Source organism: Halomonas pelophila, assembly GCF_040196315.1.
GTDB classification, from domain to species: Bacteria; Pseudomonadota; Gammaproteobacteria; order Pseudomonadales; family Halomonadaceae; genus Halomonas; species Halomonas pelophila.
This window is the reverse complement of sequence record NZ_JBEGCI010000004.1, coordinates 161,354-187,789: the sequence shown is the minus strand read 5'-3', so window position 1 is coordinate 187,789 and position 26,436 is coordinate 161,354. Positions and strand designations below refer to the sequence as shown.

The 26,436-nt window shown below is 68.9% G+C and carries 23 protein-coding genes; 8 read left to right on the top strand and 15 right to left on the bottom strand.

All coding sequences use genetic code 11. The features are described 5' to 3' along the window. Positions 1 to 13: 13 nt before the first annotated feature. Positions 14 to 1,861, top strand: a complete 1,848-nt coding sequence (locus ABE957_RS05875) for a protein kinase domain-containing protein (RefSeq protein ID WP_349757752.1) — start codon at positions 14 to 16, stop codon at positions 1,859 to 1,861. Between the two features lie 50 nt (positions 1,862 to 1,911). Continuing rightward, on the top strand, positions 1,912 to 2,766 hold the full coding sequence (locus ABE957_RS05870; protein ID WP_349757751.1) for a hypothetical protein: 855 nt from the start codon (positions 1,912 to 1,914) through the stop codon (positions 2,764 to 2,766). Between the two features lie 31 nt (positions 2,767 to 2,797). Here ABE957_RS05870 and ABE957_RS05865 read toward each other — a convergent pair whose 3' ends face one another. The 4 genes from ABE957_RS05865 to ABE957_RS05850 are packed head-to-tail and all read right to left on the bottom strand — an operon-like array spanning position 2,798 to position 6,281. Then, the gene (locus ABE957_RS05865; protein WP_349757750.1) at positions 2,798 to 3,316 is read right to left on the bottom strand and encodes a winged helix DNA-binding protein; all 519 of its coding nucleotides are present in this window, start codon (positions 3,314 to 3,316) and stop codon (positions 2,798 to 2,800) included. Positions 3,317 to 3,361: 45 nt separating this feature from the next. After that, positions 3,362 to 4,657, bottom strand: coding sequence for a TRAP transporter large permease (locus tag ABE957_RS05860; protein WP_349757749.1), 1,296 nt, complete (start codon positions 4,655 to 4,657; stop codon positions 3,362 to 3,364). 16 nt (positions 4,658 to 4,673) lie between these two features. Continuing rightward, entirely contained in the window at positions 4,674 to 5,225 is a 552-nt protein-coding gene (locus tag ABE957_RS05855) for a TRAP transporter small permease (RefSeq protein ID WP_349757748.1), read from the bottom strand. 54 nt (positions 5,226 to 5,279) lie between these two features. Continuing rightward, on the bottom strand, positions 5,280 to 6,281 hold the full coding sequence (locus tag ABE957_RS05850) for a TRAP transporter substrate-binding protein (protein WP_349757747.1): 1,002 nt from the start codon (positions 6,279 to 6,281) through the stop codon (positions 5,280 to 5,282). A 220-nt stretch (positions 6,282 to 6,501) separates the two neighbouring features. On the opposite strand from ABE957_RS05850, the gene ABE957_RS05845 reads away from it, so the two are divergent. The 3 genes from ABE957_RS05845 to ABE957_RS05835 are packed head-to-tail and all read left to right on the top strand — an operon-like array spanning position 6,502 to position 8,935. Then, a complete protein-coding gene (locus tag ABE957_RS05845) occupies positions 6,502 to 7,257 on the top strand; it encodes a 5-oxoprolinase subunit PxpA (protein WP_349757745.1) in 756 nt (251 codons plus the stop codon). After that, positions 7,254 to 7,982 (top strand): 5-oxoprolinase subunit PxpB, encoded by a 729-nt coding sequence (gene pxpB, locus ABE957_RS05840; protein WP_349757744.1) that lies wholly within the window; start codon positions 7,254 to 7,256, stop codon positions 7,980 to 7,982. The genes ABE957_RS05845 and pxpB overlap by 4 nt, the downstream gene beginning before the upstream one ends. After that, complete coding sequence (locus ABE957_RS05835) at positions 7,979 to 8,935, top strand: 5-oxoprolinase subunit C family protein (RefSeq protein ID WP_349757742.1); 957 nt, start codon at positions 7,979 to 7,981, stop codon at positions 8,933 to 8,935. Before pxpB ends, ABE957_RS05835 begins: the two co-directional genes overlap by 4 nt. Positions 8,936 to 8,973: 38 nt before the next feature. Here ABE957_RS05835 and ABE957_RS05830 read toward each other — a convergent pair whose 3' ends face one another. The 3 genes from ABE957_RS05830 to ABE957_RS05820 form a co-directional block, all read right to left on the bottom strand. Then, positions 8,974 to 9,183: a hypothetical protein gene (locus tag ABE957_RS05830; RefSeq protein ID WP_138182399.1), complete on the bottom strand. Its 210-nt coding sequence runs from the start codon at positions 9,181 to 9,183 to the stop codon at positions 8,974 to 8,976. Positions 9,184 to 9,299: 116 nt separating this feature from the next. Then, positions 9,300 to 9,986 carry a DNA-binding transcriptional regulator CsiR gene (gene csiR, locus ABE957_RS05825; RefSeq protein ID WP_349757741.1) on the bottom strand — a complete coding sequence of 229 codons (687 nt, stop codon included), beginning with the start codon at positions 9,984 to 9,986 and terminating at the stop codon, positions 9,300 to 9,302. A 165-nt stretch (positions 9,987 to 10,151) separates the two neighbouring features. Next, positions 10,152 to 11,873: a SulP family inorganic anion transporter gene (locus ABE957_RS05820; RefSeq protein WP_349757740.1), complete on the bottom strand. Its 1,722-nt coding sequence runs from the start codon at positions 11,871 to 11,873 to the stop codon at positions 10,152 to 10,154. A gap of 159 nt (positions 11,874 to 12,032) precedes the next feature. Here ABE957_RS05820 and ABE957_RS05815 point away from each other — a divergent pair, with 159 nt between their 5' ends. Continuing rightward, positions 12,033 to 13,307 carry an O-acetylhomoserine aminocarboxypropyltransferase/cysteine synthase family protein gene (locus tag ABE957_RS05815; RefSeq protein WP_349757739.1) on the top strand — a complete coding sequence of 425 codons (1,275 nt, stop codon included), beginning with the start codon at positions 12,033 to 12,035 and terminating at the stop codon, positions 13,305 to 13,307. A gap of 84 nt (positions 13,308 to 13,391) precedes the next feature. Here the strand turns inward: ABE957_RS05815 and ABE957_RS05810 are convergent, their stop codons facing one another. Both ABE957_RS05810 and rarD read right to left on the bottom strand, forming a co-directional pair. Beyond that, positions 13,392 to 14,549 carry an NAD(P)/FAD-dependent oxidoreductase gene (locus tag ABE957_RS05810; protein WP_349757738.1) on the bottom strand — a complete coding sequence of 386 codons (1,158 nt, stop codon included), beginning with the start codon at positions 14,547 to 14,549 and terminating at the stop codon, positions 13,392 to 13,394. A 70-nt stretch (positions 14,550 to 14,619) separates the two neighbouring features. After that, positions 14,620 to 15,558, bottom strand: a complete 939-nt coding sequence (gene rarD, locus ABE957_RS05805) for an EamA family transporter RarD (protein ID WP_349757737.1) — start codon at positions 15,556 to 15,558, stop codon at positions 14,620 to 14,622. A gap of 130 nt (positions 15,559 to 15,688) precedes the next feature. On the opposite strand from rarD, the gene ABE957_RS05800 reads away from it, so the two are divergent. Continuing rightward, entirely contained in the window at positions 15,689 to 16,504 is an 816-nt protein-coding gene (locus ABE957_RS05800; protein WP_349757735.1) for an amidohydrolase, read from the top strand. Beyond that, positions 16,504 to 17,202, top strand: coding sequence for a pseudouridine synthase (locus ABE957_RS05795; protein WP_349757734.1), 699 nt, complete (start codon positions 16,504 to 16,506; stop codon positions 17,200 to 17,202). The genes ABE957_RS05800 and ABE957_RS05795 overlap by 1 nt, the downstream gene beginning before the upstream one ends. A 92-nt stretch (positions 17,203 to 17,294) precedes the next feature. Here ABE957_RS05795 and ABE957_RS05790 read toward each other — a convergent pair whose 3' ends face one another. The 6 genes from ABE957_RS05790 to ABE957_RS05765 all read right to left on the bottom strand — a co-directional run bounded on the left by ABE957_RS05790 (position 17,295) and on the right by ABE957_RS05765 (position 26,414). After that, a complete protein-coding gene (locus ABE957_RS05790; protein ID WP_349757733.1) occupies positions 17,295 to 19,031 on the bottom strand; it encodes a sensor domain-containing diguanylate cyclase in 1,737 nt (578 codons plus the stop codon). 257 nt (positions 19,032 to 19,288) lie between these two features. Next, positions 19,289 to 20,875 carry an ABC transporter ATP-binding protein gene (locus ABE957_RS05785; protein ID WP_349757732.1) on the bottom strand — a complete coding sequence of 529 codons (1,587 nt, stop codon included), beginning with the start codon at positions 20,873 to 20,875 and terminating at the stop codon, positions 19,289 to 19,291. 4 nt (positions 20,876 to 20,879) lie between these two features. Further along, positions 20,880 to 21,968, bottom strand: coding sequence for an ABC transporter permease (locus ABE957_RS05780; RefSeq protein WP_349757731.1), 1,089 nt, complete (start codon positions 21,966 to 21,968; stop codon positions 20,880 to 20,882). Positions 21,969 to 21,971: 3 nt separating this feature from the next. Next, complete coding sequence (locus tag ABE957_RS05775) at positions 21,972 to 23,045, bottom strand: microcin C ABC transporter permease YejB (protein ID WP_349757730.1); 1,074 nt, start codon at positions 23,043 to 23,045, stop codon at positions 21,972 to 21,974. 308 nt (positions 23,046 to 23,353) lie between these two features. Further along, positions 23,354 to 25,183: an extracellular solute-binding protein gene (locus ABE957_RS05770; protein ID WP_349757729.1), complete on the bottom strand. Its 1,830-nt coding sequence runs from the start codon at positions 25,181 to 25,183 to the stop codon at positions 23,354 to 23,356. Between the two features lie 43 nt (positions 25,184 to 25,226). Continuing rightward, entirely contained in the window at positions 25,227 to 26,414 is a 1,188-nt protein-coding gene (locus tag ABE957_RS05765; RefSeq protein WP_349757728.1) for a transglycosylase SLT domain-containing protein, read from the bottom strand. Positions 26,415 to 26,436 lie beyond the last annotated feature (22 nt).

The window sequence follows — 26,436 nt, the reverse complement described above, 5'->3', positions numbered from 1 at the left end:
GGAGTCCCATGTCATGACGCAGGCGTCCCTGCAGCAGTTCTACATTCCGGAAGAGCAGTCGATCTATCTGCTCAGCCACGACGACGCCCGCAAGCTCAAGGCGTGGGTGTCGCTGTGTCAGGCCCAGCTGGAGCAGCTGGGCTACCGGGGCATCGAGCTGATCGGCAAGGGCGCCTACGGCTTCGTGTTCGCCGGCTTCACCGGGGTGGGCGAGGAGTACGTCTTCAAGTTCACCCGGGTCAACCTGCCCCAGCGCCTGCAGGACCGCCTCGAGGAGGAGGCCTTCATGCTGGAGCAGGTCGACCACCCGCGGGTGCCGAAGCTGATCGTCTTCCAGCGGGTCCGTCGCCAGTCGATCCTGGTGATGCAGCGGGCGCCGGGCTTCAACCTCGAGGAGGTCTCGCTACAGCGGGGGCGGCTTTCGCCGCGCCTGGTGGTGCGCATCGCCGATCAGCTGGCCGATATCCTGCGCGCCCTGCGCCGCGAGAGCGGGCCGGCCGGCAAGCCGGTGGTGCATGGCGACATCAAGCCCTCCAATCTGGTCTTCGATGCGCCAAGCGAGACCATCGCGCTGATCGACTGGGGCTCCTCGGTGTTCGCCCAGCTCGATGCCAACCAGCAGTTCGTGGCGACCAACGTCATGGAGCTGATGTCGGACAACCTGCAGCAGACCAACGCCCGCCTGGGCGATGTCTATTTCATCGGCGAGGAGCAGCTCAACGGCGCGCTCTCCTCGCCGCGCTTCGACGAGCAGGGTGCGGCCGCCACCCTCTATGCGCTGGCCTCGGCGCAGTCCTGTCGCTTTGGCCATCGGGCCATCCCGGCCACCTCGCTCGGCCTGCCCAGGGAGTTCGCGCGCATGCTCGACGGCATGCTCGATCCCGACCCCCAGACGCGCCGGCGCGCCGGCGATCACTTCATCCGCGAGATGCCGCGCCTGGGCCGGCTGGTGATGCTCGACCTGCCGACCCCCCAGGAGGCACCGCTGGTGCCGGTCTGGAGCCGGCCCGCCGGACGCGAGATCGATACCGTCGTCTACAGCTCGCGCAAGTCCTTCCTGCGCGAGGAGGGCGGTCGCGAGACCCTGAATGACGTCAACGACGTCCAGCTCGATCGCTACTACAAGAACTTCATGCAGAACATGGGCGAGACCGAGAAGGCCTTCCTGGCCGCGGTCAGCCGGCTGGGCCGCTATCCGGTGGTCGGCGGGCTGGCGGTGCGCTGGGAGGCCGAGGGGGTCTACATCGACACCTCGCTCAACCTGCACGACCCCGGCCTCAAGCCGGCGTTCATCGCCGCGGTCAACAACATGGTGACGCTCGCCCGGGCGATCCATCGCCGCGGGATCTTCAAGAGCTGCCTGTTCAATGCGCGCGACACCCTGCACCTGGAGCGCGAGAGCGTCGAGGCGCCCTTCGTGCTCACCCCCGGCATGCGGCTGCACTACGAGGTCAGCGCGGTGCCCGAGCTCGAGGACCGCTCGCGCCTGCACAGCTACTTCGAGGACGGTCCGGACCCCGAGGAGTTCCTGGTGCTGCCCGAGGCGATCATTACCTCGCTGGAGGCGCTCAACGATATCCACCACACCGGCATGATCATCTTCGAGGCGCTGCCCGAGCACCTGAAGATCCATAGCCACTACCGGCTGCTGGACCCCTCCCGGGAAGACGAGTTTCGCCGCCGGCTCGAGGACATCCTCGACGCGGTGGGGCTGATCGAGGGGCTCGGGGTCTCGGGCTTCATGAAGATGCCCTACAAGGACACCCGCTTCTTCGCCCATATCGAACACCAGCCCGAGCGCTTCTATCCGCGCAATCCGCGCCGGGCGGCCGAGCTGTCGGCGGTTCGCGAAAGCGAGTAGGGTAACGGCTCGCAGGGTTTCTCGTCGCACAGGGAGGTGGCTCGTCGCTTATGCTCCAGCTGTTGCTGATCAAGCTGCTGGCGACGGCCGGCATCGTGATGCTCGTCGCGCTGTCGGTGGGCCGCCTGGGGCCGAGGCTCGGTGGCATCCTCGCCGGCACCCCGGTGATTCTCGGGCCCGGCTACTTCTTCATGCTGCGCGAGCAGTCGGCGGACTTCGTGCAGCAGGCCGTGCTCTCCACCCTGCAGGCGCTGGTGGCGACGCTGCTCTTCACGGTGTGCTTCGTGGTGAGCGCGGCGCGGTTATCGGCCCTGAAGAGCCTGGCGCTCGCCAGCCTGCTCTGGGTGCCCGGCGCGCTGCTGTTCACCCGGCTACCGGGCGAGCTCGTTGGCGTCATCGTCGCCTACCTGGCGGTGCTGGCGCTGGCGGAGGGGATCAATCACCGGTTGAGGCTGGGACAGCCGGTGGTGGTGGCCAGTGCCGGCTGGTGCGACCTGCTGCTGCGCGGACTCCTGGCGGGGACGCTGGTGAGCCTGGCGACGACGCTGGCCGCGCGCTCTGGCCCGGCCCTCTCCGGCGTCATCCTCGGCTTTCCGGTCGGCATCCTGACCATCGCCTGGACGCTCTCCGAACGCTACGGGGTCGAGGTGGCCCGCATGACCGTCAGCATGACCCAGCGCGGCATGCTGAGCCTGCTCGCCTTCTGCGTCGTCAGCTATCTGGGCGTGGGCCATCTACCGGGCATGCTGGTCTTCGCCCTGTCGCTGTCGGCGTCGATGGCCACCAGTTTCCTGCTGTTCATGTTCAGCCTGTGGCGGGCCCGACGGCTCTACCCGCGTCGCGCGGCCCGCGGCGAGCGCCTTGGCGTCGCTGAATCCAGCGTCGCGGCCGACCCGGAACCCTGACCGCCACCGCGCGGAACCCGGCGGGGCTTGCCTAGAGCGAGGCGGCGGAGCGCGCGGCCTGGTCGTAGAGCCCGGACATGGCGCGCAGCAGGCCCGCCAGGCGACTCATCTCCTCACGCTCGATGCCCATGGAGGAGAGCGAGTCGACCAGGCAGGCCTCGCGGATCTCGGCGTAGCGGCTGCAGGTCTCGCGGCCAAGCTCGGTGGTGCGAAACAGGCTCTCCTTGCCCTGTTTCTCGCCAGCCACCAGCCCCAGACGCGCCAGCTTCTTCAGGGCATAGGTCACCGTGTGGGTATCCTCGACGTTGAGCACCAGGCAGATATCCGCCTGGCGCTTGGCGCGCTCCCGGTGGTTGACGCTATGCAGCACCAGCACGTCCAGGGCGCCGAGTTCCGGGTAGCCGCTGGCCGTCATGCAGCGCACCATCCAGCGGTCGAAGGCGTGCCCGGCGATGATCAGGCCGAACTCGAACTCCGAGAGCTCCTGGCTGCTGCGCGACAGGTGCTCCGAGGAGACAATGGGGCCGCGGGGTGTCCGTTCGCGTGTCACGTGCTGCTCCTTGTCTAGTCATTCCAACAGTCCAGGCGTCCCGGATCAGTTGCCCATGGCCTGCGGCAGCCAGGTCACGATGCCGGGAAAGACGCTGATCAGTACCACGCCGAGCATCATCAGGAAGAAGAACGGCATGGCGGCCCAGGCAATCGACAGGATGTTGCGCCCCGTCATGCCCTGCAGCACGAAGAGGTTGAAGCCCACCGGCGGGGTGATCTGCGACATCTCCACCACCACCACCAGATAGATGCCGAACCAGATCAGGTCGATGCCGGCGGCCTCGACCATGGGCAGCATGATGGAGGTGGTCAGCACCACGACCGAGATGCCGTCGAGGAAGCAGCCCAGCAGGATAAAGAACAGCGTCAGGGCCGCCAGCAGCATGACCGGTGAGAGCCCCAGGGTGCCGATCCAGGCGGCGAGCTCGCGGGGTAGCCCGGTGAAGCCCATGGCCGCGGTGAGAAAGGAGGCGCCGGCGAGGATGAAGGCGATCATCGTCGAGGTGCGCACCGCGCCAAGCAGGGCATCGCGAAAGACCCCGCCGTTCATGCTGCCCTGGACCCGGGCCAGCAGTAGCGAGAGAACCACCCCGACGGCGGCCGCCTCGGTGGGCGAGGCGAGCCCCGCGTAGATCGAGCCGATGACCCCGACGATCAGGGCAAGCAAAGGGATCAGCCGGCGCGCCCGGCGCAGCTTCTCGCCCAGCGGCAGGCCGCTCTCGGCGGGGGGAACCTTGTCCGGGAAGCGCCAGGACCAGAGCATCAGGTAGCCGGCGAACAGCGAGATCAGCAGCAGGCCCGGGAAGATGCCCGCCATGAACAGCCGCGCGATCGACTGGTCGGTGGCGACGCCATAGACGATCAGGATGATCGACGGCGGAATCAGCAGGCCCAGGGTCGCCGAGCCGGCCAGGGTGCCGATCACCAGCTGCTCGTCGTAGCCGCGGCGGGTGAGCTCGGGAATGGTCATCCTGCCCATGGTGGCGCAGGTGGCCGCCGAGGAGCCGGAGACGGCGGCGAACAGCCCGCAGCCGATCACGTTGGTGTGCAACAGGCGCCCCGGGATGCGCTGCATCCAGGGCGACAGGCCGGTAAACATGTCGTCGGCGAGCCGTGAGCGGAAGAGGATCTCACCCATCCAGATGAACATCGGCAGGGCCGTGAGCTCCCAGCTGTAGCTGTCGCCCCAGACATTCGAGGCGAGCACGTCGCCGGTGGGCACCGAGGTGAACTGCGAGAGCCCCAGCCAGCCTAGCCCCAGCAGCGAGAAGGCCACCCAGACGCCGCTGCCGAGCAGCAGCAGCAGGGTAACGAAGAGGACCGTCATCATCACGAGCATGGTGTGTCTCCCGGGCTCATTCCTGGCCGCTGTCGTCGATGGTAAAGGTGGAGGGCCGGGTCACGGCGGTCACCAGGGTCGCCCACCAGGCCTCGGCCAGCGCCAGGCAGAGCAGCACCACGCCCAGGAGCATCGCCGACTGGGGAATCCACAGCGGGATGCGCAGCAGGCCGTAGGAGGTCTCGTTGAAGGCGATGCTGTCGGCCAGCAGCCAGTAGAGGTACCAGCCAAGGTAGAGGCCGAGGATCAGTGCGATGCTCAGACAGAAGACCTCGACGAAGGCGCGCGGGGCTGGCGAGAGGCGCCCGACCAGCAGCGTCACGCGGATGTGGCCGCCGTGCACGAAGGTGTAGGCGAGCCCGAGGAAGCTGGCGCCGACCAGCAGGAAGCCGGAGATCTCCGCGAGGCCGGGAATCGCCAGGCCGATGCGGTCGCCGCCGAGCGCCGTGGCGAGGCGGTCGACGATGCGCCCGAGGATCTGGGCGGTGATCAGCGTACAGATCAGGCACAGGCACAGGGCGGCCAGGTAGCCGCCCAGCTGGTAGAGGGGTCTGAGGCGATAGGTCATGGCAGGGTCCAGAGGCAGCTGCCGGGGCGGGAGGCCCCGGCAGGGAGGGGCGGATCAGTCGCGAGCGGCCTCGTAGGCCTCGAGGATGGCGGCCCCCTGGTCGCCGGCGCGGCCGGCCCACTCCTCGGTCATGGTCGCACCGACCTCCTCGAGCAGGGTCGCGAGTTCCGGGGTCGGCTGGCTGACCTCGATGCCGTTGTCCTTGAGCACCGCGAGGGCGTCGTCGGTCTCCTGGCGGCTCATCGCCCAGCCGCGGGTCTCGGCCTCGGCGGCCGCGTCCAGCACCGCCTGGCGGGTGGCCTCGTCGAGGCGCGAGAAGGCCTTCTCGCTGACGATCACCATGTTCTTCGGCAGCCACAGCTGCGCATGGTTGAAGTGACTCAGGTAGTCCCAGGCCTTGGTGTCGGCGCCGGTGGCCGGCGAGGTGATCATGGCGCCGACGCGCCCGGTGCTGAAGGCGGTGGGGATGTCCGGCACCTCGACCTGGGTCGGCACGGCGCCGACCAGCTGCGCGAACCGCTCGCTGGCGGTGTTGTAGGCGCGCATGCTCAGGTTCTTCAGATCGTCGGGCTCCTCCAGCGCCTGCTGGGTGTAGATGCCCTGGGGCGGCCACGGCACGGCGAAGAGCAGGCGCAGCCGCTGCTCGGCGAGCTCCTCGGCGATGATCTCCCGAGAGGTCTCCCAGAGGGTCTGGGCGTCTTCGTAGCTCGATGCCAGGTAGGGCACGGAGTCGACCTCGAAGATCGGGTTCTCGTTGGCCAGGCGCGACATGATCAGCTCGCCGATGGGTACGATGCCACGACGCACCGAGTTCTTGATCTCGGCATGGCCGATCAACGAGCCGTTGGAGTGCACGGTGATGTCCAGCTCGCCATCGGTGGCCTCGCGTACGTCATCGGCGAACTCGCGGATGTTGACGGTGTGGAAGGTCATGTCGCCGTAAGGCGTGGGCATGTTCCACTCGGTTGCCGCCTGGGCGGTGCCGCCCAGGGTGGCTAGGCTGAGACCAAGGGCGGCGGCCGAGGTCAGAGATAGAAGAGAGAAGCGGGCAGTCATGGGCGGTACCTCGTGTCGGATTCTTGTTGTCGCTCGAGGACGGAAGGGCTCGACGCCTGGCGTCGCACGTGGGCCGTCCAGAAGGAGTCTAGCGACTGTATGGCGAGCAGGTTAGGTAGGCGGACGAGTTCGAGTCAACGATGTGTCGACTAAAGAACGATGTGTTATCGATAAAACGTTGATAAATTCTCGATGTACCCTAGTTTCGAGGAGGTGGAGCATGAAGCGCCTGTTGCTCAATGCCGACATGGGCGAGAGCTTCGGTCCCTGGGTCATGGGTCTGGACCAGGAGGTCATGCCCCACGTGGATCTGGCCAACGTCGCCTGCGGTTTCCATGCCTCCGACCCCGACGTGATCCGCATGACCGTGCGGCTCGCCAAGCGTCACGGCGTTACCGTAGGCGCCCACCCCGCCTATCCGGACATGGTCGGCTTCGGCCGACGCTCGATGGCCTGCTCGGCCGAGGAGGTCGAGAACCTGGTGCTCTACCAGGTCGGGGCCCTGGCCGGGATCTGCCGGGCCGAGGGCCTGGAGGTCGGCTACGTCAAACCCCACGGTGCGCTCTACAACGACATGATGCGCGACCCCGAGATCCTCGCGGCAGTGATGCGCGCGCTCACGGCCTTCGATGCCCGCCTGCCGCTGATGGTGATGGCCACCCGGGATCCTTCCGCGACGCGCGAGCTGGCCGAGCGCCATGGCGTGACCCTGTGGTTCGAGGCCTTCGCCGATCGCGCCTACGACGCCGAGGGGCGGCTCGTCTCCCGGCGCGAGCTGGGCGCGGTGCACCATGATCCGGAGGTGATCGTCGATCAGGCCCGGCGCATCGCCGGCGGCGAGCCGCTGACGGCGAGCGACGGCAGCCGCCTGGTGCTGGACGCCGACACCCTCTGCGTGCACGGCGACAACGCCGAGTCGATCGCCGCCATCCAGGCGATCCGCGAGGCCCTCGACGGACCCGCGAGCGACTCATGAGCCGGCGTCTCCCCCACGGCCTGCCGCGCCTGGAGCCCGCCGGGCTCGACGGCTGGATGGTGCGGCTGTTCGATGCCATCGATGAGGCCAACATGCCCTGGCTCACCGCCCTGGTGAGGGAGTGCGAGGCGGCCTTCGGCGATCGGCTGGTCGACCTGGTGCCGTCCTACACCACCCTGCTGGTGATCTTCGACCCGCTGCGACTCTCGCCGGACGAGGCCCGGCGCCGCCTGGTCGCGCTGCTGGCGGGGCTCACCCCCGATGAGGAGGCGGCGGATGCCCCGGTCAAGGAGCTGCCGGTGTGGTACGACGCCTCGGTGGGGCCGGAGCTTGAGCGACTGGCCGAGCTTTCGGGCATGCGTCGCGATGAGGTGATCGCCTGCCACAGCGAGCGCGACTACCGCGTTTTCGCCCTGGGCTTCGCCCCGGGCTTCGCCTTCATGGGCAGCGTCGATGCCCGGCTCGAGGCGCCACGCCTGGACACCCCCCGGCGCCGGGTGCCGGCGGGCAGCGTGGCCGTGGCCGGCCGTCAGACCGCGGCCTACCCCGCGGTCACCCCGGGCGGCTGGAACCTGATCGGGCGGACCCCGGCGCTGCTCTTCGATCGCGACCGCGAGGGCTTCAGCCTGCTGCAGGTAGGCGATCGGGTGCGCTTCGTGCCCATCGAGCGCGCCGAGTTCGAACGCCTGGGCGGCGATTCCCGACCGATGGAGGAGTCGCGATGACCGATGCCGTCAACGGCCTGCGCGTGACGCGCGCCGGTCCCCTGGCGCTGCTTCAGGATGCCGGGCGCTTCGGCGTGCGCCGGCTGGGGGTGACCCAGGGCGGACCGCTGGACCTGCACGGCTGGGCCTGGGCCAATCACCTCGTCGGCAACGCCTGGGGCACGCCGGCGCTGGAGGTGACCTTCGGCGGCCTGGAGCTCGTTGCCGAACGGGCGCTGGTGGTGGCCGTGGCGGGGGCGGACCTCTCGGCGAGGCTCGACGGCGCGCCGCTCGCCGGCTGGCAGTCGGTGTCGATCGAGGCCGGCCAGCGGCTCGCCTTCGACACGCCGGTCAACGGCCTGAGGGCCTACCTGGCGGTCGCCGGTGGCTTCGCGGCGTCGCCGGTGCTCGGCAGCGTGGCCTGCGTGGTGCGCGAGGGGCTGGGCGGCCACGATGGCCAGGGCCATCGGCTGGCCGAAGGGGATCGTTTGCGGGTCAGGGCGCATCACGCGCCCACCGGGCGCGGGGTGGCTCGTGAGACGCCCCGGGAGGCACCCGCTGAGGCGTGGATCGACTACCGGCAGCCGGCCGTGCTGTCGCTGCTGCCGGGGGCCCAGGTGGGGGAGTTCAGCGGGGAGAGTCTCTATCGGGCCTTCAATGCGTCCTGGCGGGTGGACGATCGCGCCGATCGCATGGGCGTCCGGCTCACCGGCCCGCCGCTTCACTGCCGGGTGACCAGCATGATCTCCGAGGGCATCGGCCTGGGGGCCGTGCAGGTGCCGCCGGACGGTCAGCCCATCGCCCTGCTCAATGATCGCCAGACCATCGGCGGCTATCCCCGGCTCGGCGCCCTCACGCCGCTGGCCTGTTCACGGCTGGCCCAGTGCCTGCCGGGCCAGGAGGTGCGACTGAAGGCGATCGCTACCGAGCGGGCGCTGGAGGCGTACCGCCGTTTTCGCAGCGCCTTCGCCTGAGCGAGGCGCCGGCACGGCGCCTCGCTCAGGCGTTTCTCTCATGCGCCCAGGCCACTCTCACGCAGCAGCTGGTCGATGCTGCGCTCGACGCGGGGCGCGCCGCCCTCGAGCAGCAGCTGGGTCTCCAGGTCGCTCAGGCCGTCCTGCACCAGGCGCTCGATCAGCTCGGCCTTGGTGATGCCGGTATGCTGGCTGGCCTGCTCGAGGCGGGTCTCGATGTCGCGGGAAAAACGCAGCAGATGTGGCATGGGGCTAGTTCCTTGCAATGGGTCCGAGTCGAGTGTCGCGATAGCGCATGACACCATCATGACGCCTTGGCCGGGCGAGGGAAACGCCTCGCCGATGTCATGGCCTCGTCGAGGCCTCAGGCCAGTCCCTGGCGCTGCATGGCCTCGGTGATGATCGGCACCGGGGTCATCAGGTGCTCGCGCATCATCTGGGCGGCGCGCGGGACGTCGCGGGAGAGGATGGCCTCGACCAGGGCGTCGTGCTCGCCGCGCTTGCGCGCCAGGGCTTCATTCGAGAAGACCGTCTCGCGCAGCCACAGGTGCCGATAGCGCTCCACCTGGTCGAAGAGGCCCTCGCGGACCTTGAGCAGGTGGGGCGAGTCGCAGCCGGCGACGATGGCGGTATGAAAGGCCTTGTGGCGGGTATCCCACACCTCGAGCTGCTCCTCGGGGCTGTTGACCTCGGTCACCTTGGCCAGAGTATGGGCCTTGGCCAGGATCTCGGCCTCCCAGTCGTCACCGCCGCGCTGGATGGCCAGCTCCAGCAACAGCCCCTCGAGCTGGGCCCGGGCATCGTAGAGATCGGCGAGTTCCGACAGCGACATGGGCGCGACCCGGTAGCCCCGCTGGCTGATCGCCACCACCAGGTGCTCGGCCACCAGCTGCGAGAGGGCCTCGCGCAGGGGGCCGATGCCCAGGCCATAGCGTTCCTTGAGCCCGCTCATCCGCAATTTCTCGCCGGGCGTGAAGACGCCGCGGATGATGTCGTGTTTCAGCCAGTGATAGGCACTGACGCCGAGGTTCTGTTTCGAGATGGTGTCCATGGCCCGCTGTCGTCCTGAGTGTCCCGTCCATCATACCCAATGATCGCCACGGTGGTGAATCATGCACCCTGATGCCAAAACATGGACGCTTACGTGAATGATGGATATTTCGAGCCACGCCAGGCGCGGCGCCGGGGCCGAGCGAGGGGCGCCCCGCACCCGCCGTCAGTCGGCGGCCTCGCGGGGCTGGCGCAGCTCCTGCCAGGCCGCGTAGGTGCTGAGGAACACCCGGCCGGTCAGGTCGTCGAGGAAGTCGCTGTGCTTGAGCCGGTCCATCACCGGCCCCTTGACCTCGGCGAGATGCAGGGTGACCGAGGAGTCCTGGAGCCGGGCGTTGATCGCCTCGAGGCTCTCCAGGGCCGAGGCGTCGATCAGGTTGACCGCCGAGCAGATCAGCACCACGTGATCGAGCTCGGGGCGGCTTGCCACCAGGGCGTAGAGGGTGTCCTCGAGGTAGCGGGCGTTGGCGAAGTAGAGGCTCTCGTCGACACGCAGCATGGCCAGGTGGCTGACGGTCTCGGTCTGGTGGCGATGCACGCTGCGAAAGTGCTCGGTGCCCTCGATACGCCCCACCAGCACGCTGTGCGGGCGGCTGGTGCGGTAGAGGAAGAGCCCGATGGAGAGCAGCACCCCCGAGATGATGCCTGCCTCCACGCCCTCCACCAGGGTCAGCACGATGGTCACCGCCATGGCCGAGAAGTCGCTGCGCGAGTAGCGCCAGGTCTGGCGCATCAGGGGAATGTCCACCAGCGTCAGGATGGAGACGGTGATAGTGGCGGCCAGCGTGGCGATGGGCAGGTGGTGCAGCAGCGGGGTCAGGGCCAGGGTGACCGCCGCGATGCCCAGCGCCGCGAAGAGGCCCGCCATGGGGGTGCGCGCCCCGGATTCGAAGTTGATCACGGTACGCGAGAGCCCCCCGGTGACCGGCATGCCGCCGGTGAAGGCGGCGGCGACGTTGGCGCCGCCCAGGCCCACCAGCTCCTGATTGGGTGAGATCCGCTCGCGGCGCTTGGCGGCGAGCATCTGCGCCATGGAGATCGACTCGACGAAGCCGACCACGCTGATCAGCAGCGCCGGGACCAGCAGCGCTCGCCATAGCGGCAGCTCCAGCGGCGGCAGGGTCAGCGGCGGCAGCCCGCCGGGCACGGCGCCGACCACCGCCACGCCCCGCTCGGCGAGCCCCAGCTGCCAGCTGAGCAGCGTGGTCGCGATCACCGCGATCACCGGGCCCGTGCGTGTCAGCAGCGCGGCGAGCCCCGCCGGCAGGCCCATCGCCAGGAAGAGCCGCTTGCCAAACTGTCGGATGCCCACCAGGAAGGCCAGGCAGCCCAGGCCCATCAGCAGGGTCGGCCCGTGGGTCCGGCCCAGGTCGCCGGCGAGGCTCGCCACCAGGTCCAGGGCGGTGAAGCCGCTGGCCTCGATGCCGAGCAGGTGGGCCGCCTGGCTGGCGGCGATCAGCACCGCCGAGGCGGAAAGGAAGCCGGCGATCACCGGATGGCTCAGGAAGTTGGCGAAGAAGCCCAGGCGCAGCAGCCCCATGGCGGTGAGCATCAGCCCCGAGAGCAGCGACAGCACGAGTGCCGCCTGGAGGTACTCCGGCGTGCCCGGCGTGGCCACCCCCGAGAGGGCCGCGCCCGTCATCAGGGCGATGATCGCCACCGGCCCCACGGCCAGGGTGCGGCTGGTGCCGAGCAGGGTGTAGGCCAGCAGGGGCAGGATGCTGGCATACAGGCCGACCACCGCGGGTAGCCCCGCGAGCAGGGCATAGGCCAGCGACTGGGGAATCACCATGATGCTGACGATCACCCCGGCCAGCAGGTCGGCGCCGGCCAGGCGGCGGGTGTAGTGGGGCAGCCAGGTGAGGATCGGGAGGTAGCGCTTGAGCATCCTGTCACGCCGTGTCGGTGGCTTTTGCAGCGGGCGGTGGCCCGCGGGCATGCCGACCAGACTAAACGATATTGGTCTCGAGGTTCAGGCTTGGTTAGCATCGGGTGAATCAGCAATGCACAGTGACACCCCACCGATGACAACGCCAAAGGACACGCCATGAAGCCCGAGACTCTCGCCCTGCACCACGGCTATTCCCCCGACGACCAGCACGCCGTGGCTGTGCCGATCCACCAGACCACCTCCTTCTCCTTCGACAGCGCGCAACACGCCGCGGACCTGTTCGACCTCAAGGTCGAGGGCAACATCTACTCGCGGATCATGAACCCCACCTGCGCGGTGCTCGAGCAGCGCCTGGCGGCACTGGAGGGCGGCATCGCGGGCCTGGCCGTGGCCTCGGGCATGGCCGCCATCACCGCCTCGATCCAGACGATCGCCGAGGCCGGCGACAACATCGTCTCGATCAGCGAGCTCTACGGCGGCACCTACAACCTCTTCGCGCATACCCTGCCGCGCCAGGGCATCGAGGTGCGCTTCGCCGACAAGGACGACATCGAGGGCCTGGAGGCGCTGATCGATGCACGCACCAAGGCGGTCTTCTGCGAGAGCGTCGGCAACCCCTCGGGCAGCGTGGTGGACATGGCGGCCCTCGCCGAGGCGGCGCATCGCCACGGGGTGCCGGTGATCGTCGACAACACCGTGCCCACGCCCTTCCTGTGGCGTCCCATCGAGCATGGCGCCGACATCGTTATCCACTCGGCGACCAAGTACATCGGCGGTCACGGCACTACCGTGGGCGGGGTGATCATCGATTCCGGCAAGTTTCCCTGGGCCGAGCATGCCGAGCGCTTTCCGCTGCTCAACGAGCCGGACGTCTCCTATCACGGGGTCTGCTACACCCGGGACCTGGGCGAGGCGGCCTTCATCGGTCGGGCGCGGGTGGTGCCGCTGCGCAACATGGGTGCGGCGCTCTCCGCCCAGGCCGCCTGGAACCTGCTGCAGGGCCTCGAGACCCTGTCGCTGCGCATCGAGCGCATCTGCGACAACGCCCTGAAAGTGGCCGAGTACCTGGAAGGCCATGACGCGGTGACCTGGGTGCAGTACGCGGGTCTCGAGAGCCACAAGGACCATGGCCTGGCACGCCGCTACATGGACGGTCACGCCTCGGGCATTCTCAGCTTCGGCATCAACGGCGGCCTCGAGGCCGGCGCGCGCTTTTACGATGCCCTGGGCATGATCCTGCGCCTGGTCAACATCGGCGATGCCAAGACCTGCTCGTCGATCCCCGCGGCCACTACCCATCGCCAGCTCAACGAGCAGGAACTCAAGGCGGCCGGGGTCAGCCCGGACATGGTACGCCTCTCCATCGGCATCGAGCACGTCGACGACATCATCGCCGACCTGGATCAGGCCCTGGCCGCCAGCCAGGCCTGAGGGAGCGGGGAGGGAGCACGGGCGTCGGAGGGCGTCGAGCGCCCCGGCTCAGGGCCGGGGCGTGCGTAGCCGGTGCCTGTCGAGCTAGCCCCTATCGAATAAGCCCCGATCGAATACGCCCCGGTCGAGCCGGCGCTTCCAGGCCAGCGCCAGGCGCCCGCCCCACCAGCGTCGACCGCGGATGGCCAGGCCCTGGCCGCCCAGGTCGAGGATCGTGACGGCCACCCGCCTGGGAACGTAGGGCGTCAGTGGCTTGCCGGCCAGGCGGGCGGCGAGGTTGTCGGCCAGCACGGCGGCCTGTTGCAGGTCATGCAGGATCAGCTTCGGCAGCACCCGATGCATCAGGGCCGCGCAGTCGCCGGCGGCGAAGACGTCGGGAGAGCCCGGGCTCTGCAGGGTCTCCTCGACGGCCAGACCGCGTTCCGGAATCAGCGGCAGGCCCAGTCGCTCGAGCCCCTCGGGCGGGGCCAGCCCCGCGGCATGCACCACATGGTCGGCCGCCAGCCACTGCAGGCTGTCTTCCCCCCAGGCGTGATCGGCGGCGGTGAAGGTCAGGCCCCCCGGGGCATGGCCGGAGACGTTCACGCCGAAGCGCACCCTGACCTCCTGGCGTGCGAGATGGCGCATCAGCCAGCGCACGGCGCCCGCCGGGGCGCCCTCCAGCAGCCGTTCGTCGCGGGTCACCAGCAGGATCTCGGCTTGGGCACCAGAGCGCCTGGCCAGCTCGCGAAGCTGACAGGCGATCTCCACGCCGCTGGCGCCGCCCCCCACCACGACGATTCGCGGCGCGAGCCCGCGGGCAAACTCCCGCTCCAGGCTGTGGCGCATCGCCAGCAGGCGAGGAATCGGCTTGATCGCCCAGACTCGAGGCCCCGGCGATGAGGGGGGCGGACAGCGACTGGAGGACCCCAGGTTCAGGGAGAGCAGGGAGAAATCCAGCGTCCGCCCATCCTCAAGCCGCGCTTGCCGCGCCTCGGGATCCAGGCCCGCCAGGCGCCCGCGGATCGGCGTCACGCCGTATCGCGTCGCCAGCCGGGCCGGATCCAGCCGACCCTCGCTGGCGCCGTGCTTCCCGCCGAGCATGCCGGCGGCGATGCCCGCGTGCCAGAAGCCGCCGGGGTCGACCAGCATCACCTCGGCATCCCCGAAGCGTCGTCGATGGCGGAGCAATTGCAGGTGGACATGGCCGGCGCCGACCAGCAGCAGGCGGGGACGCTCGGCGCGGGGGGATGCGGGAGTCATGGCGCGATGGTAGCCCAAAGGCGAGGCGCGGGCGACACGGGCCCCGTGTGCGCGCTGATGCCTGTGCTGGTCAACGGGATGCCGTCAGGGGGGCGGAGCGTCGCCGGTGGGCGTGCCAGGCCGACCAGGAATAGAGGGCCAGGCCGATCCAGATCAGCACGAAGGTCGTCAGCTGCGTGGCCGGCAGGGGCTCATGAAAGACCCACAGGGCGATGAGGAACTGGATGGTCGGGTTGAGGTACATCAGGAACCCCAGCGTGGCCAGGCGCAGGCGCCGCGCAGCGCCGGCGAAGGCCAGCAGGGGCAGGGCGGTGATCACCCCGCTGGCAATCAGCAGCAGGGTGGTGCGGCCCTCGTCGAGGAAGTGGGAGAGCTCGGCCTGGGCGAGCCAGCCCAGCGTCATCAGCGCCAGGGGCAGCAGCAGCAGGGTCTCGACGAACAGCCCCGAGAGGCCGTCGAGCCTCACCTGCTTGCGCAGCAGGCCGTAGGTGCCGAAGGAAAAGGCCAGGGTGAGGCTGATCCAGGGCAACTCGCCGAGCATCACCAGCTGGATCGCGATGGCCGCGACGGCCAGCGCCACCGCGACGCCCTGCAGGCGCGCCATGCGCTCGCGCAGCACCAGCATGCCCAGCGCCACGTTGACCAGCGGCGTCATGAAATACCCCAGGCTCGCCTGCAGCACGTGGTGGGTCTCCACCGAATAGATGTAGAGCCCCCAGTTCAGGGCGATCAGCAGGGCGCAGCCCAGCACGCGACCCAGTCGCCTCGGTTCGGCCAGGGCCTGGCGAACGGGCGACCAGCGGCCGAGCAGGGTGATCAGGCCGGCCAGGAAGGCGCAGGACCAGATCACCCGGTGGATCAGCACCTCGAAGGCCGGCACGCCCTGGAAGAGGGCGAAGAACAGCGGAAAGCAGCCCCACATCATGTAGGCGGCCAGGCCGAAGGCCACGCCCTGGCCGGTATCCCGGGAGAAGCCAGCGCCTTTGGCGGAATCGAGGGAGCGCGTCATGGAGATCTCGTGTCGCAAAAACCCTCGAGATTAGCAGGCTATCGGCGTCGCCGCCATGCGCGGGGCGGCTGACGCGACGCCGGTGCTGCGGTAATCTGGGGGCCAGATACAGCCCCGGACGGAGTCCCCGATGAGCGAGTTGCGAACCACCCTGGTGCAGTGCGACCTGCGCTGGGAAGATCCCGATGCCAACTGTCGAATGCTCGAGGAGACGCTGGGCGATCTCGGCGCCGACGACACGGACCTGATCGTGCTGCCGGAGATGTTCGCCACCGGCTTCACCATGAACTCCCGCGAGATGGCCGAGCCCATGGCCGAGAGCCGCACCGTGGCGTGGCTACAGGCTCAGGCGGCCCGTCGCGGCTGCGTGGTCACCGGCAGCGTGGCCGTGGTGGAGGGCGGCGACTACTTCAATCGCCTGATCTGGGCGCGCCCGGACGGCAGCCTGGTGCACTACGACAAGCGCCACCTGTTCCGCATGGCCGGCGAGCATGAGCGCTACGCCATGGGCCACGAGCGGGTGATCGTCGAGCTCAAGGGCTTTCGCCTCCTGCTCAGCGTCTGCTACGACCTGCGTTTCCCGGTCTGGCTGCGCCAGCGGCCGGGTCCCGATGAGCACTTCGAATACGACGCCCTGCTCTGCGTGGCCAACTGGCCGGCGCCGCGTCGCCATCCGTGGCGGGTGCTGCTGCAGGCACGCGCCATCGAGAACCTGTGTCCGGTGATCGGCGTCAACCGTGTCGGCGAGGATGCCAAGGGACTCGCCTACGCCGGCGACTCCATGCTGATCGATGCCAAGGGCGAGGCGATTCTCGACGAGCCCCGCGACACGCCGTTCCTGAAGACCGGCGTGCTCTCGCTTTCCGAGCTGACGGCGTTTCGCGAGAAGTTTCCGGCCTGGCGCGATGCCGACCACTTCGGCCTCGCCGACGGGGTGGGATTCTGATGCGCCTGGACCGTTTTCTCTGCGAGACCACCGACCTGACCCGTAGCCTGGCCAAGAAGGCGCTGCACCGCGAGGAGGTGCAGGTGGACGGCGAGGTGATCAAGAACCCCGCCACCCAGGTCGACGCGAGCCGTCGGGTCACCTGGAACGGTGAGCCCCTGGCGCTGGTCGGCCTGCGCTACGTGCTGCTCAACAAGCCCACGGGGGTCGAATGCAGCGCTCGTCGCGGGCTTTACCCGCTGGTGCGCGAGCTGGTCGACCTGCCCCATGTGGAGCGGTTGCAGACGGTTGGCCGCCTCGACGTCGACACCACCGGCCTGGTGCTGCTCACCGATGATGGCCAGTGGTCACACCGGGTGACCTCGCCGAAGCGGCGCTGCGGCAAGGTCTATCGCGTCACCCTCGCCGAGCCGCTGGAGGGCGACGCCCTGGACGCCGCTGTGAGCCAGTTCGCCGAGGGGCTGTGGCTGGAGGGCGAGGAGAAGCCGACGCGCCCCGCGGAGCTCTCAATGCGCGAATCACGGGTAGCCGAGCTGACCCTCTTCGAGGGCAAGTACCATCAGGTCAAGCGCATGTTCGCGGCGATCGGCCACCATGTGGCGGCCCTGCATCGCGAATCGATCGGCCCGCTGGCGCTCGGTGCGCTGGCTCCCGGCGAGTGGCGAGAGCTCACCGAGGCGGAGCGAGCCCAGTTCTGAGGATCGTTCTCACGTTCTGATTCCTGCGCACCATGTCGCCCTGAACCCCGCCCCGCACTGCGGGGTGCGGGGCGCCTGAGCGCTGGTCACGTTCAGGCGTAGGTCTCGACCCGGGCGCGCCCGCGATGCTTGGCCGAATAGAGCGCCTTGTCGGCGAGCCCGATCAGCGTCAGCGGCTCGCCGGCATGTTCGGGATAGGAGGCGATGCCGCAGGAGATCGTCAGGGGATCGAGCACCTGGCCGCGATAGCGAAAGCGCGTGCGGTCGATGATCTCCATCAGCTCGGCGAGGCGCGCCTCGACCATCGCCGCGGTCGCGCCCGGCATCACGACAACGAACTCCTCGCCTCCCATGCGGCAGACTTCGTCGCTGTCGCGGAAGTGATGCGTCAGTAGCCGGCCCAGGCCGATCAGCACCGTATCCCCCGCCTCGTGGCCCTCGCGGTCGTTGAACTGCTTGAAATGGTCGATATCGATCATCGCCAGGGTCAAGGGCGTGCCGTGGCGACGCGCCATGGCGGCCTCGTGCTCGAGCAGCTCGTCGAAGTAGCGGCGGTTGTGCAGGCCGGTCAGGGAGTCCTGGTAGGAGAAGGCCTGAAGCTTCATGACCGTCTCCTCGAGTTCCCGGGTGCGCTGGGCGACCTGCTGCTCGAGGGAGTGATTCAGGCGGCGCAGTTCATGCTGGGTGCGGCTGTAGTGCCAGAACGAGATCGCCACGATCGCCACCGCGAAGCCCAGGGCGCCGCCATGCACGGGCACCCGACGCCAGCCGAGCAGCCCGTGGGCCACGGCCATGTCGACCAGCAGCATCAGGGCGAAGAGCCCGTAGCTCAGCACGATCAGCCTCTGCTCGCCGTTGAGCTCCCCGAGGTGCACGACGATGGCCACGAACATCAGCACGAGACTCGCCACCAGCAGCGCATCGAAGGGCGGGAAGGTGCTGGAGAGGTCGATGACCCCGGCCAGCGCCAGCCCGAGGGCCACCACCAGGTAGCCGAGGTGGAGCTGCCAGAGGCGACGCAACAGCGTCGGGCGCCGGTCGGCGAACCAGTGCTCCAGCATCAGGCCCATGGCCAGCGGCACGGTGTAGTAGCCCGCGGCGGCGAGATAGTCCCACAGCAGGGGCCGCTCGATCAGTAGCTGGCTGGCCTGGGTCTCGGCCAGCAGCATGGTGCCGGATGCCAGGGCAAAGAGCCCGATGCCGAGGAAGCTGCGCTGATCGGCCTGCACCAGGGTGAAGAGGAAGGCGAGCAGGGCGAGCAGCAGCAGGAAGGCGCTGACGACCAGTTCCCCGGCGGAGCGCTCCAGGATATAGGTCAGCAGATCGGGGCGGTCCATCAGCTTGACCTCCCCCCACAGGCCGATGTCGGTGTAGTCCGAGAAGACACGGAAATAGAGGGTCCGGCCCGCGAAGGTCTCGGGCAGGCTGATCATGTGCCAGGGCCAGCCCTCGAAGCGCCCCTCGCCCTGCGCATCGAAGCGACCGTACTGGTAGATCCGCTCGTCACCGAACCACACCTGGGTGATCAGGTCGACGCTGTAGATGTACAGCACCGGGTCACGCCACTCGCCCTCCGGGAGGGTGATGCGAAACCAGGCGTGCTTGTGCCCGTCGCGACCGGGCGGGTTGGAGGGGAAGGCGATGGGCTTCCACGCGGCCTCGTCCCCGGGCTCGACGACCCAGGCGGGCGTGCCGTCGGGCTGGAACGGGGAGTCGCCCCACCGGTACTCCCAGCCCTCGTCGAGATCCAGCGCCCTGGCGTTGGCACTGGCAACGAGCAGCGCGGCCAGCAGCAGGGGGGCGAGCAGCGAGGGAAGGAGGCGTCGCATGGCGTCTTATCGGCATGTTGGAAGAGATACAGTGTAACGCGGCGTAATCAGCGTATCCTCGCCGCCTGTCAACGCCCCGACGACGCAGGTGACGAATGGCCCTCGGCTCGGTAATGGGGTGACGGCCATGGCGCTCGCTGGTTCGTATTTATACCGTTATCTTGTCTATCTGCTTATAGATCGACGCCTTCCCGTCGTGAGCCTACAGCGGGTCTTCGCGGGTCTTCACAGATAACAAGGGCAGGCGGTTTGCCGGCTCAGTCGACCTCGGCGAGGCCGGCGGCCGCCACCAGGGCCCGGGTATAGTCGCTGGTGGGCTGCTCGAGCACCTGTCGGCAATCGCCCTGTTCCATCACCTCGCCATCCTTGAGCACCAGGATACGATGCGCCATGGCACGCACCACTGCCAGGTCGTGGCTGATGAACAGGTAGCTCAGCCGGCGCCTGGCCTGCAGGTCGCGCAGCAGCTCGACGAGCTGCTTCTGCACGCTGCGATCCAGCGCCGAGGTGGGCTCGTCGAGCACCACCAGGCGCGGCTCGAGGATGATCGCGCGCGCCACGGCGATGCGCTGGCGCTGGCCACCGGAGAACTCATGGGGATAGCGGGAGGCACAGGCCTCGGGCAGGCCGACCTCGCGCAGGGTGTCGCGCACCCGACGCTCGACTTCGCCCAGGGCAAGCTCCGGGTGGTGAAAGCGCAGTCCCTCGCTGACAATATCGAAGACCGGCAGGCGCGGGGAGAGCGAGCCGTAGGGGTCCTGGAAGACCACCTGCAGGCTGCGCCGCTGGCGGCGCAGGTCGTTGCCGCTCAGGCGATCGAGGCGCGCCCCATCGAAGTCGATCTCGCCGCGTCCCTGGCCCAGACGCAGCAGCGCCAGGGCCAGGGTGGTCTTGCCCGAACCGGATTCACCGACGATGCCCAGGGTCTCGCCGGGCGCCACCGAAAGGTCCAGCGGCTTGACCGCCTCGAAGGGGGGCGGGCGACGCGAGAACAGCCGCTTAGGGCGCTGGAAACTGACCCCGATGCCGCGGGCCTCAAGCAGCGGCGCCCGGCTCTCGACGGGCACCGGCCGCCCGCTCGGCTCGGCATCGAGCAGCAGGCGGGTATGGGGGCTCTGGGGCCGGGCGAAGACCTCGCCCACCGCGCCGTTCTCCTGCGACTTTCCGTGGTGCATCACGCAGACCCGATCGGCGTGGCGGCGCACCAGGTTGAGGTCGTGGGTGATGAAGAGCATGCCCATGCCGTGGCGGTCGCGCAGCTCGGCCAGCAGGGCGAGGATCTCCTGCTGCACGGTGACGTCCAGCGCCGTGGTCGGCTCGTCGGCGATCAGCAGCTCCGGCTCGTTGGCGATGGCCATGGCGATCATCACCCGCTGGCGCTGGCCGCCGGAGATCTGGTGCGGCCAGGCGTCCAGCAGCTCCTCGGCGCGGGGCAGCTTGACCTGCTCCAGCAGTTCCCGGGTGCGGCGGCGGGCCGCCTTGCCGGTGAGGCCCTGGTGCAGGCGCAGCGCCTCGCCGATCTGCTTGCCGATGGGGTGCAGCGGGTTCAGCGAGGTCATGGGTTCCTGGAAGATGAAGCCCACCCGGCTGCCGCGAAGCCCCCGCCAGCCCCGCGACGAGAGGCGGGCGAGGTCGGTGTCGCCCAGCCGTCGACCGCCCTCGATCCGCGCGTTGGGGGGCAGCAGGCTCATGGCACCGAGCGCCGAGACCGATTTCCCGGAGCCGGACTCACCCACCAGGGCCAGGGTCTCGCCGCGCTGCACCGTGAGCGACAGCCGGTCGACCACGGTCACGTCGTCGAAGGCGATGGTCAGGTCGTCGAGTCGCAGCAGGGGCTCAGGCATCGCGTTAGGTCCTCGGGGTGGCGGCATGCTGGATATGGCGGGGGTCGAAGGCGTCGCGCAGTCCCTCGCCGATGAACACCAGCAGCGAGAGCATCACCGACAGGGTCACGAAGGCGGTGATGCCGAGCCAGGGTGCCTGGAGGTTGTTCTTGCCCTGAGCGACCAGCTCACCGAGCGACGGCGAGCCCGGCGGCAGGCCGAAGCCCAGGAAGTCCAGGGCGGTGAGGGTGGTGATGGCGCCGGTGAACAGGAAGGGGATGAAGGTCAGGGTCGCGACCATGGCGTTGGGCAGCACGTGGCGCCACATGATCAGGTGCGAGGGCAGGCCCATGGCCCGGGCGGCGCGCACGTACTCCAGGTTGCGCGCGCGCAGGAACTCGGCGCGCACCACGTCGACCAGGCCCAGCCAGGAGAACAGCAGCATGATGCCGAGCAGCCACCAGAGGTTGGGCTCCACGAGGCTCGCCAGGATGATCAGCAGGAAGAGCATCGGCAGCCCCGACCAGATCTCGGTGAAGCGCTGGCCGATCAGGTCGACCTTGCCGCCGAAGTAGCCCTGGATGCCGCCGGCCAGCACCCCGAGCACCAGCGAGCCCGCCGTCAGCACCAGCGCGAAGACCACCGAGAGCCGGAAGCCGTAGATGACCCTGGCCATCACGTCGCGGCCCTGGTCGTCGGTGCCCAGCCAGTGGCGGGCAGTCGGCGGCGAGGGGGCGGGGTGGTCGAGGCCCCTGTCCAGGGTCTCGTAGGAGAAGGGGATCGGCGGCCACAGCATCCAGCCGTTGGCGGCTATCTCGTCCCGGGTGAAGGGATCGCGATAGTCGGCGGGACTCGGCAGGAAGCCGCCGAACTCGGTATCGGGGTAGTCCACCAGGATCGGCGCGTACCACTGTCCCTGGTACTGCATGACGATCGGCCGATCATTGGCGATCAGTTCGGCGGCAAGACTCACGATGAACAGTGCCGCGAAGATCCACAGCGAGAGCCGCGCGCGGCGGTTGTCGCGAAACACCGCCAGGCGGCGCCGGGTGATCGGCGAGAAGCGAGATGGGCGGCGCGCCGCAAGGGCGGGGTCGGTGCTGGGGGCATTCATGACTCAGGACTCCCGTGTCTCGAAGTCGATGCGCGGGTCGACCCACACATAGGTCAGGTCCGAGACCAGCTTCAGGATCAGGCCGATCAGGGTATAGAGATACAGGGTGCCGAAGATCACCGGGTAATCGCGCTGCATCACCGCCTCGAAGCCCAGCAGGCCGAGCCCGTTGAGGGAGAAGATCACCTCGATGAGCAGCGAGCCGGTGAAGAAGATACCCACCAGCGCGGCGGGCAGCCCCGCGATGATGATCAGCATGGCGTTGCGGAACACGTGGCCGTAGAGCACGCGCCGGTCGCTCGCACCCTTGGCGCGGGCGGTCAGCACGTACTGCTTGTGCACCTCGTCGAGGAAGCTGTTCTTGGTCAGCATGGTCAGGGTGGCGAAGCTGCCGATCGCCGAGGCGGCCACCGGCAGGGTAATGTGCCAGAGGTAGTCCTTGACCTTGCCCCAGGCGGAGAGCTCGTCGAAGTCCGCCGAGGTGAGGCCGCGCAGCGGGAACAGGTCCCAGTAGCTGCCGCCGGCAAACAGCACGATCAGCAGGATCGCGAACAGGAAGCCCGGGATGGCGTAGCCGACGATCACCAGTCCCGAGCTCCAGACGTCGAAGGTCGAGCCGTGGTGCAGGGCCTTGCGGATGCCCAGCGGGATCGAGACCAGGTAGACCACCAGGGTGGTCCAGAGCCCCAGCGAGATCGACACCGGCAGGCGTTCGAGCATCAGGGTGGTGACCTGTTCGTCGCGAAAGAAGCTCTCGCCGAAGTCGAAGGTCGCGTAGTCGACGATCATGCCCAGGAAGCGCTCGTGGGCCGGCTCATCGAAGCCGAACTGTGCCTCGAGCTTCTCGATGAAGGCGGGGGGAATGCCCCGGGCACCGCGGGACTCGCCGCCCGCCGCGACGTCGCCCCCACCGCCTTCCATGCGGGTGCTGGCCTGGCTGGAGAGCCCCTGGAAGCGAGCCAGCACCTGGTCGATGGGGCCGCCCGGGGCGGCCTGGACGATCACGAAGTTGAGCAGCATGATCCCCAGCAGGGTGGGGATCATCAGCAGCAGGCGGCGCAGTACGTAGGCGGCCACGGCGTGTCCTTGAAGGTTACGTTCAAACGTCGTGCAAAAATGCGATGAGCTGTTCCGGCGTCAAGCCCCGGAGTGCCGGACCACCACGAGGGCGCTGTGAACCCTTCCCTGGGCGCTACTTTTGCCCTGCGGCGCTCTCGCATCCTGCTTCGCTTGCAGGGCCGGTGCTGGCCTTCCTTGGCCAGCCCGTTCGGAGGAATCCTCCTCACCCCTGGCAAAATGACCCTCGCTTTGCCTTGCCTCCGGCGCTCATTTGGCCAAGTAGGCGCAGGCACAGCCTTATCCTGGCGGCCGACTCCCTCCGGCCGTCAGCGATTACGCTGGCGGGCCTCGATCTCGCCGCCGCGCTCGGGGTCTACCCACCAGGCGTGAAGATCCAGTCCGTAGGTGGGGAAGGGCTCCTGCCAGCCGAACTTGTCCCACAGGGCGATCCGCGTCTGACCCAGGTGCCACTGGGGGATCACGTAGAAGCCCCAGCGCAGCACCCGGTCGAGCGCCCGGGCGGCGGTGTCCAGCGCCTCCCGGGAGTCGGCGGCGATCAGGTCGCTGACCAGCTCGTCGATCACCGGGTCGCTGAGCCCGATCAGGTTGCGGCTCTGGGGCACGTCGGCGAACTCGCTGGTCCAGAAGTCGCGCTGTTCGTTGCCGGGGTTCGCCGACTGCGGGAAGCTGCCGACGATGATATCGAAGTCGAAGCTGCGCAGCCGGTTGAGGTACTGGTTGACGTCGACGATGCGGATATCGCCCTGAATGCCGAGGCGTTCGAGGTTCTGCAGCAGCGGCTGCACGACCCGCTCGAACTGGGTGTCGAAGAGCAGCACCTCCAGGCGCAGGGGCGTGCCGCTGTCGAGCTCGGTCATCACGCCGTCGCGCACCGCGTAGCCCGCCTCGTTGAGCAGCTCGAGCGCCCTGCCAAGCCGGGGGCGCAGTCCCTCGGGATGCTCGATAGGCAGCGGCGCCTCGAAGACCTCGTCCGGCAGCGCCTCGCGATGAGGCGCGAGCAGCTCGAGCTCGGCCTCGCTCGGCAGGCCCTCGGCGGCCATCTCGGAGTTGGCGAAGTAGCTCTCGGTGCGCTCGTAGGCGCCGTAGAAGAGGTTGCGATTGAGCCACTCGAAGTCGAACGCCAGGTTCAGCGCCTCGCGGACGCGCACGTCCTGGAAGGTCTCGCGACGCAAATTCATCACGTAGGCCTGCATGCCGGCGGGCTGGCCGTCCGGCACCTCGAGGCGCTTCACGAAGCCTCCGTCGAGGGCCGGGAAGTCGTAGGCGGTGGCCCAGTTGCGGGCGCTGGTCTCGATGCGCAGGTCGAGGTTGCCGGCCTTGAAGGCTTCAAGGGCCACGGTCTGGTCGCGGTAGTAGTCGTAGACCAGCCGCTCGATGTTGTGGCGCCCGCGGTTCACCGGCAGGTCCTTGCCCCAGTAGTCCGCCACGCGCTCATAGACGATGCGGCGTCCCGGCTCCACCGTGGCGATGCGGTAGGGGCCCGAGCCGAGCAGGGCGTCCCGGGTGGTCGCCTCGAAGTCCCGCCCCTCCCAGTAGTGGGCCGGCAGGATCGGTAGCTGGCCCAGTATCAGCGGCAGCTCCCGGGATTCGCTGTCGGCCAGGTCGATGTGCACGGTGTCGTCATCGACGGCGCGGACCTCCACCACGTCGGCGTAGTAGGCGGCGTAGAAGGGCTGGCCCTGCTCGGTCAGCGTCTTGAAGCTGAAGATCACGTCCTCGGCGCTGACCGGGTGCCCATCGTGGAAGCGCGCCTCGGGGTGCAGGTCGAACTCGATCCACTGGCGATCGGGATCCAGGCGCACGCCCTCGGCGAGCAGCCCGTACATCGAGAAGGGCTCATCGGGGTTCTGGGCGAGCAGGGTGTCGTAGATCTCGGTCAGCCCGGTGGCCGGGGTGCCGCGGATGATGAAGGGGTTGGTCGAGTCGAAGCTGCCGATGGCCGAGCGGACCAGGCTGCCCCCGGTCGGGGCCTCGGGGTCGGCATGGGGCAGGTGCGGGAAGTCGGCGGGCAGGGCCGGGTCGCCGTAGAGCGCCAGGCCCTGCACGGTCGGCACCTCGGCGGGCGCGGCCGCCAGGGCCGGCCCGCCGAGCAGGGCACCCAGCAGCAGGCCCAGGCCAGGGGCAGCGTGTCGCATCGATCAGCATCCTTGTAGCAGGGCGGGGCCGTGGCCCCGGTCATCAACTACCGGAAAGTGTCAGCTGTTGCCCCGGTTGTAAAGCATCGGGCCGCTCGATACCGTTCCAGCGGGCCAGCTCGGCCAGGGTCACAGAGTGGCGCGAGGCGATCGCCGAGAGGCTGTCGCCGCGGCGCACCACGTAGACGTCATTTTGACCCAGCGCGGTGGCGCGGTCGGGGGTGTCGCTGCGCAGGCGGGCGACCATCTGGGTGGCGCTCTCGGCGGGCACCAGCAGGCGCGTCACGCGGCGCGGGTCGGCGCGGTTGCCGAGCAGGCCGGGGTTGAGCTCTTCGAGTTCCGAGCGGGAGACGCCGGCGAGCTGGGCGGCTTCGCCGAGCGCCAGGGAGCGGGTCACCGGCACCTCGGCCACGGCCGGCTCGGCCTCGATCTCGGGCAGCGCGACGCCGTAGCGCTCGGGGTCGGCGATGATCGTCGAGATGGCGATCAGCTTGGGCACGTAGGCCATGGTCTCCCGCGGCAGGTCGAGATCCCAGTAGCTGCCGGCCTTGCCCTGGGCGAGCGCGGCGCTGCGGGCACGGTTCACGTTGCCGGCCCCGGCGTTATAGGCGGCCAGGGAGAGCTCGATGTCGCCCTCGTACCACTGGTCGGCCTGCATCTCGATGTAGTCCAGGGCGGCGTGGGTAGAGCGCGCCACGTCGAGGCGACCGTCGTAGCCGCCGCCGCGGTGCAGGCCCAGGGCGTTGCCGGTGCCGGGCATGAACTGCCAGAGGCCGGTCGCGCCAACATGGCTGCGGGCGGTGGGATCGAACGAGCTCTCGATGAACGGGATCAGGGCGATCTCGCCGGGCAGTTGCCGTTCTTCGACGCGCTCGGTGATCCAGGCGAGCCACGGCCGAGCCCGTTCGGTGATCTCGGCGATGTTGTGCGGGCTCTGGCGGTAGTGCTCGATCCAGTGCTGGACGCGCGGATGGTCGGCGTCGGCCTGCCACTGGAAGGCCTCGCTGAGTCGCGACCAGGCGTCCTGGGGCTCCAGGGCCAGGGCATCCCAGAAATGCAGGCTGGTGGGCAGGGGGGCGGGTCGGGCCTTCTGGCTGGCCGAATCATCCTTGAAGGCGCTCCCGGGTGTCGAGGTCGAGGCATGGCTGTTGCCGGCGACCATCAGTGAACCCATGAGAGCGAGACAGCTGGTGAAGCCCAGGATCCGTCGACGTGAGGTGTAGTAGGTCATCGAGAGGTGATCTCCAGGTCAT

What these genes read in the sequence shown, in the direction of transcription:
- ABE957_RS05870 (WP_349757751.1), top strand. Translation starts at nt 1,912, where the DNA reads ATGCTCCAGCTGTTGCTGATCAAGCTGCTGGCGACGGCCGGCATCGTG.
- ABE957_RS05800 (WP_349757735.1), top strand. Translation starts at nt 15,689, where the DNA reads ATGAGCGAGTTGCGAACCACCCTGGTGCAGTGCGACCTGCGCTGGGAA.
- ABE957_RS05810 (WP_349757738.1), bottom strand. Translation starts at nt 14,549, where the DNA reads ATGACTCCCGCATCCCCCCGCGCCGAGCGTCCCCGCCTGCTGCTGGTC.
- ABE957_RS05875 (WP_349757752.1), top strand. Translation starts at nt 14, where the DNA reads ATGACGCAGGCGTCCCTGCAGCAGTTCTACATTCCGGAAGAGCAGTCG.
- pxpB (WP_349757744.1), top strand. Translation starts at nt 7,254, where the DNA reads ATGAGCCGGCGTCTCCCCCACGGCCTGCCGCGCCTGGAGCCCGCCGGG.
- rarD (WP_349757737.1), bottom strand. Translation starts at nt 15,558, where the DNA reads ATGACGCGCTCCCTCGATTCCGCCAAAGGCGCTGGCTTCTCCCGGGAT.
- ABE957_RS05850 (WP_349757747.1), bottom strand. Translation starts at nt 6,281, where the DNA reads ATGACTGCCCGCTTCTCTCTTCTATCTCTGACCTCGGCCGCCGCCCTT.
- ABE957_RS05845 (WP_349757745.1), top strand. Translation starts at nt 6,502, where the DNA reads ATGAAGCGCCTGTTGCTCAATGCCGACATGGGCGAGAGCTTCGGTCCC.
- ABE957_RS05830 (WP_138182399.1), bottom strand. Translation starts at nt 9,183, where the DNA reads ATGCCACATCTGCTGCGTTTTTCCCGCGACATCGAGACCCGCCTCGAG.
- ABE957_RS05785 (WP_349757732.1), bottom strand. Translation starts at nt 20,875, where the DNA reads ATGCCTGAGCCCCTGCTGCGACTCGACGACCTGACCATCGCCTTCGAC.
- ABE957_RS05855 (WP_349757748.1), bottom strand. Translation starts at nt 5,225, where the DNA reads ATGACCTATCGCCTCAGACCCCTCTACCAGCTGGGCGGCTACCTGGCC.
- ABE957_RS05795 (WP_349757734.1), top strand. Translation starts at nt 16,504, where the DNA reads ATGCGCCTGGACCGTTTTCTCTGCGAGACCACCGACCTGACCCGTAGC.
- ABE957_RS05820 (WP_349757740.1), bottom strand. Translation starts at nt 11,873, where the DNA reads ATGCTCAAGCGCTACCTCCCGATCCTCACCTGGCTGCCCCACTACACC.
- ABE957_RS05790 (WP_349757733.1), bottom strand. Translation starts at nt 19,031, where the DNA reads ATGCGACGCCTCCTTCCCTCGCTGCTCGCCCCCCTGCTGCTGGCCGCG.
- ABE957_RS05835 (WP_349757742.1), top strand. Translation starts at nt 7,979, where the DNA reads ATGACCGATGCCGTCAACGGCCTGCGCGTGACGCGCGCCGGTCCCCTG.
- ABE957_RS05815 (WP_349757739.1), top strand. Translation starts at nt 12,033, where the DNA reads ATGAAGCCCGAGACTCTCGCCCTGCACCACGGCTATTCCCCCGACGAC.
- ABE957_RS05780 (WP_349757731.1), bottom strand. Translation starts at nt 21,968, where the DNA reads ATGAATGCCCCCAGCACCGACCCCGCCCTTGCGGCGCGCCGCCCATCT.
- csiR (WP_349757741.1), bottom strand. Translation starts at nt 9,986, where the DNA reads ATGGACACCATCTCGAAACAGAACCTCGGCGTCAGTGCCTATCACTGG.
- ABE957_RS05770 (WP_349757729.1), bottom strand. Translation starts at nt 25,183, where the DNA reads ATGCGACACGCTGCCCCTGGCCTGGGCCTGCTGCTGGGTGCCCTGCTC.
- ABE957_RS05765 (WP_349757728.1), bottom strand. Translation starts at nt 26,414, where the DNA reads ATGACCTACTACACCTCACGTCGACGGATCCTGGGCTTCACCAGCTGT.
- ABE957_RS05860 (WP_349757749.1), bottom strand. Translation starts at nt 4,657, where the DNA reads ATGCTCGTGATGATGACGGTCCTCTTCGTTACCCTGCTGCTGCTGCTC.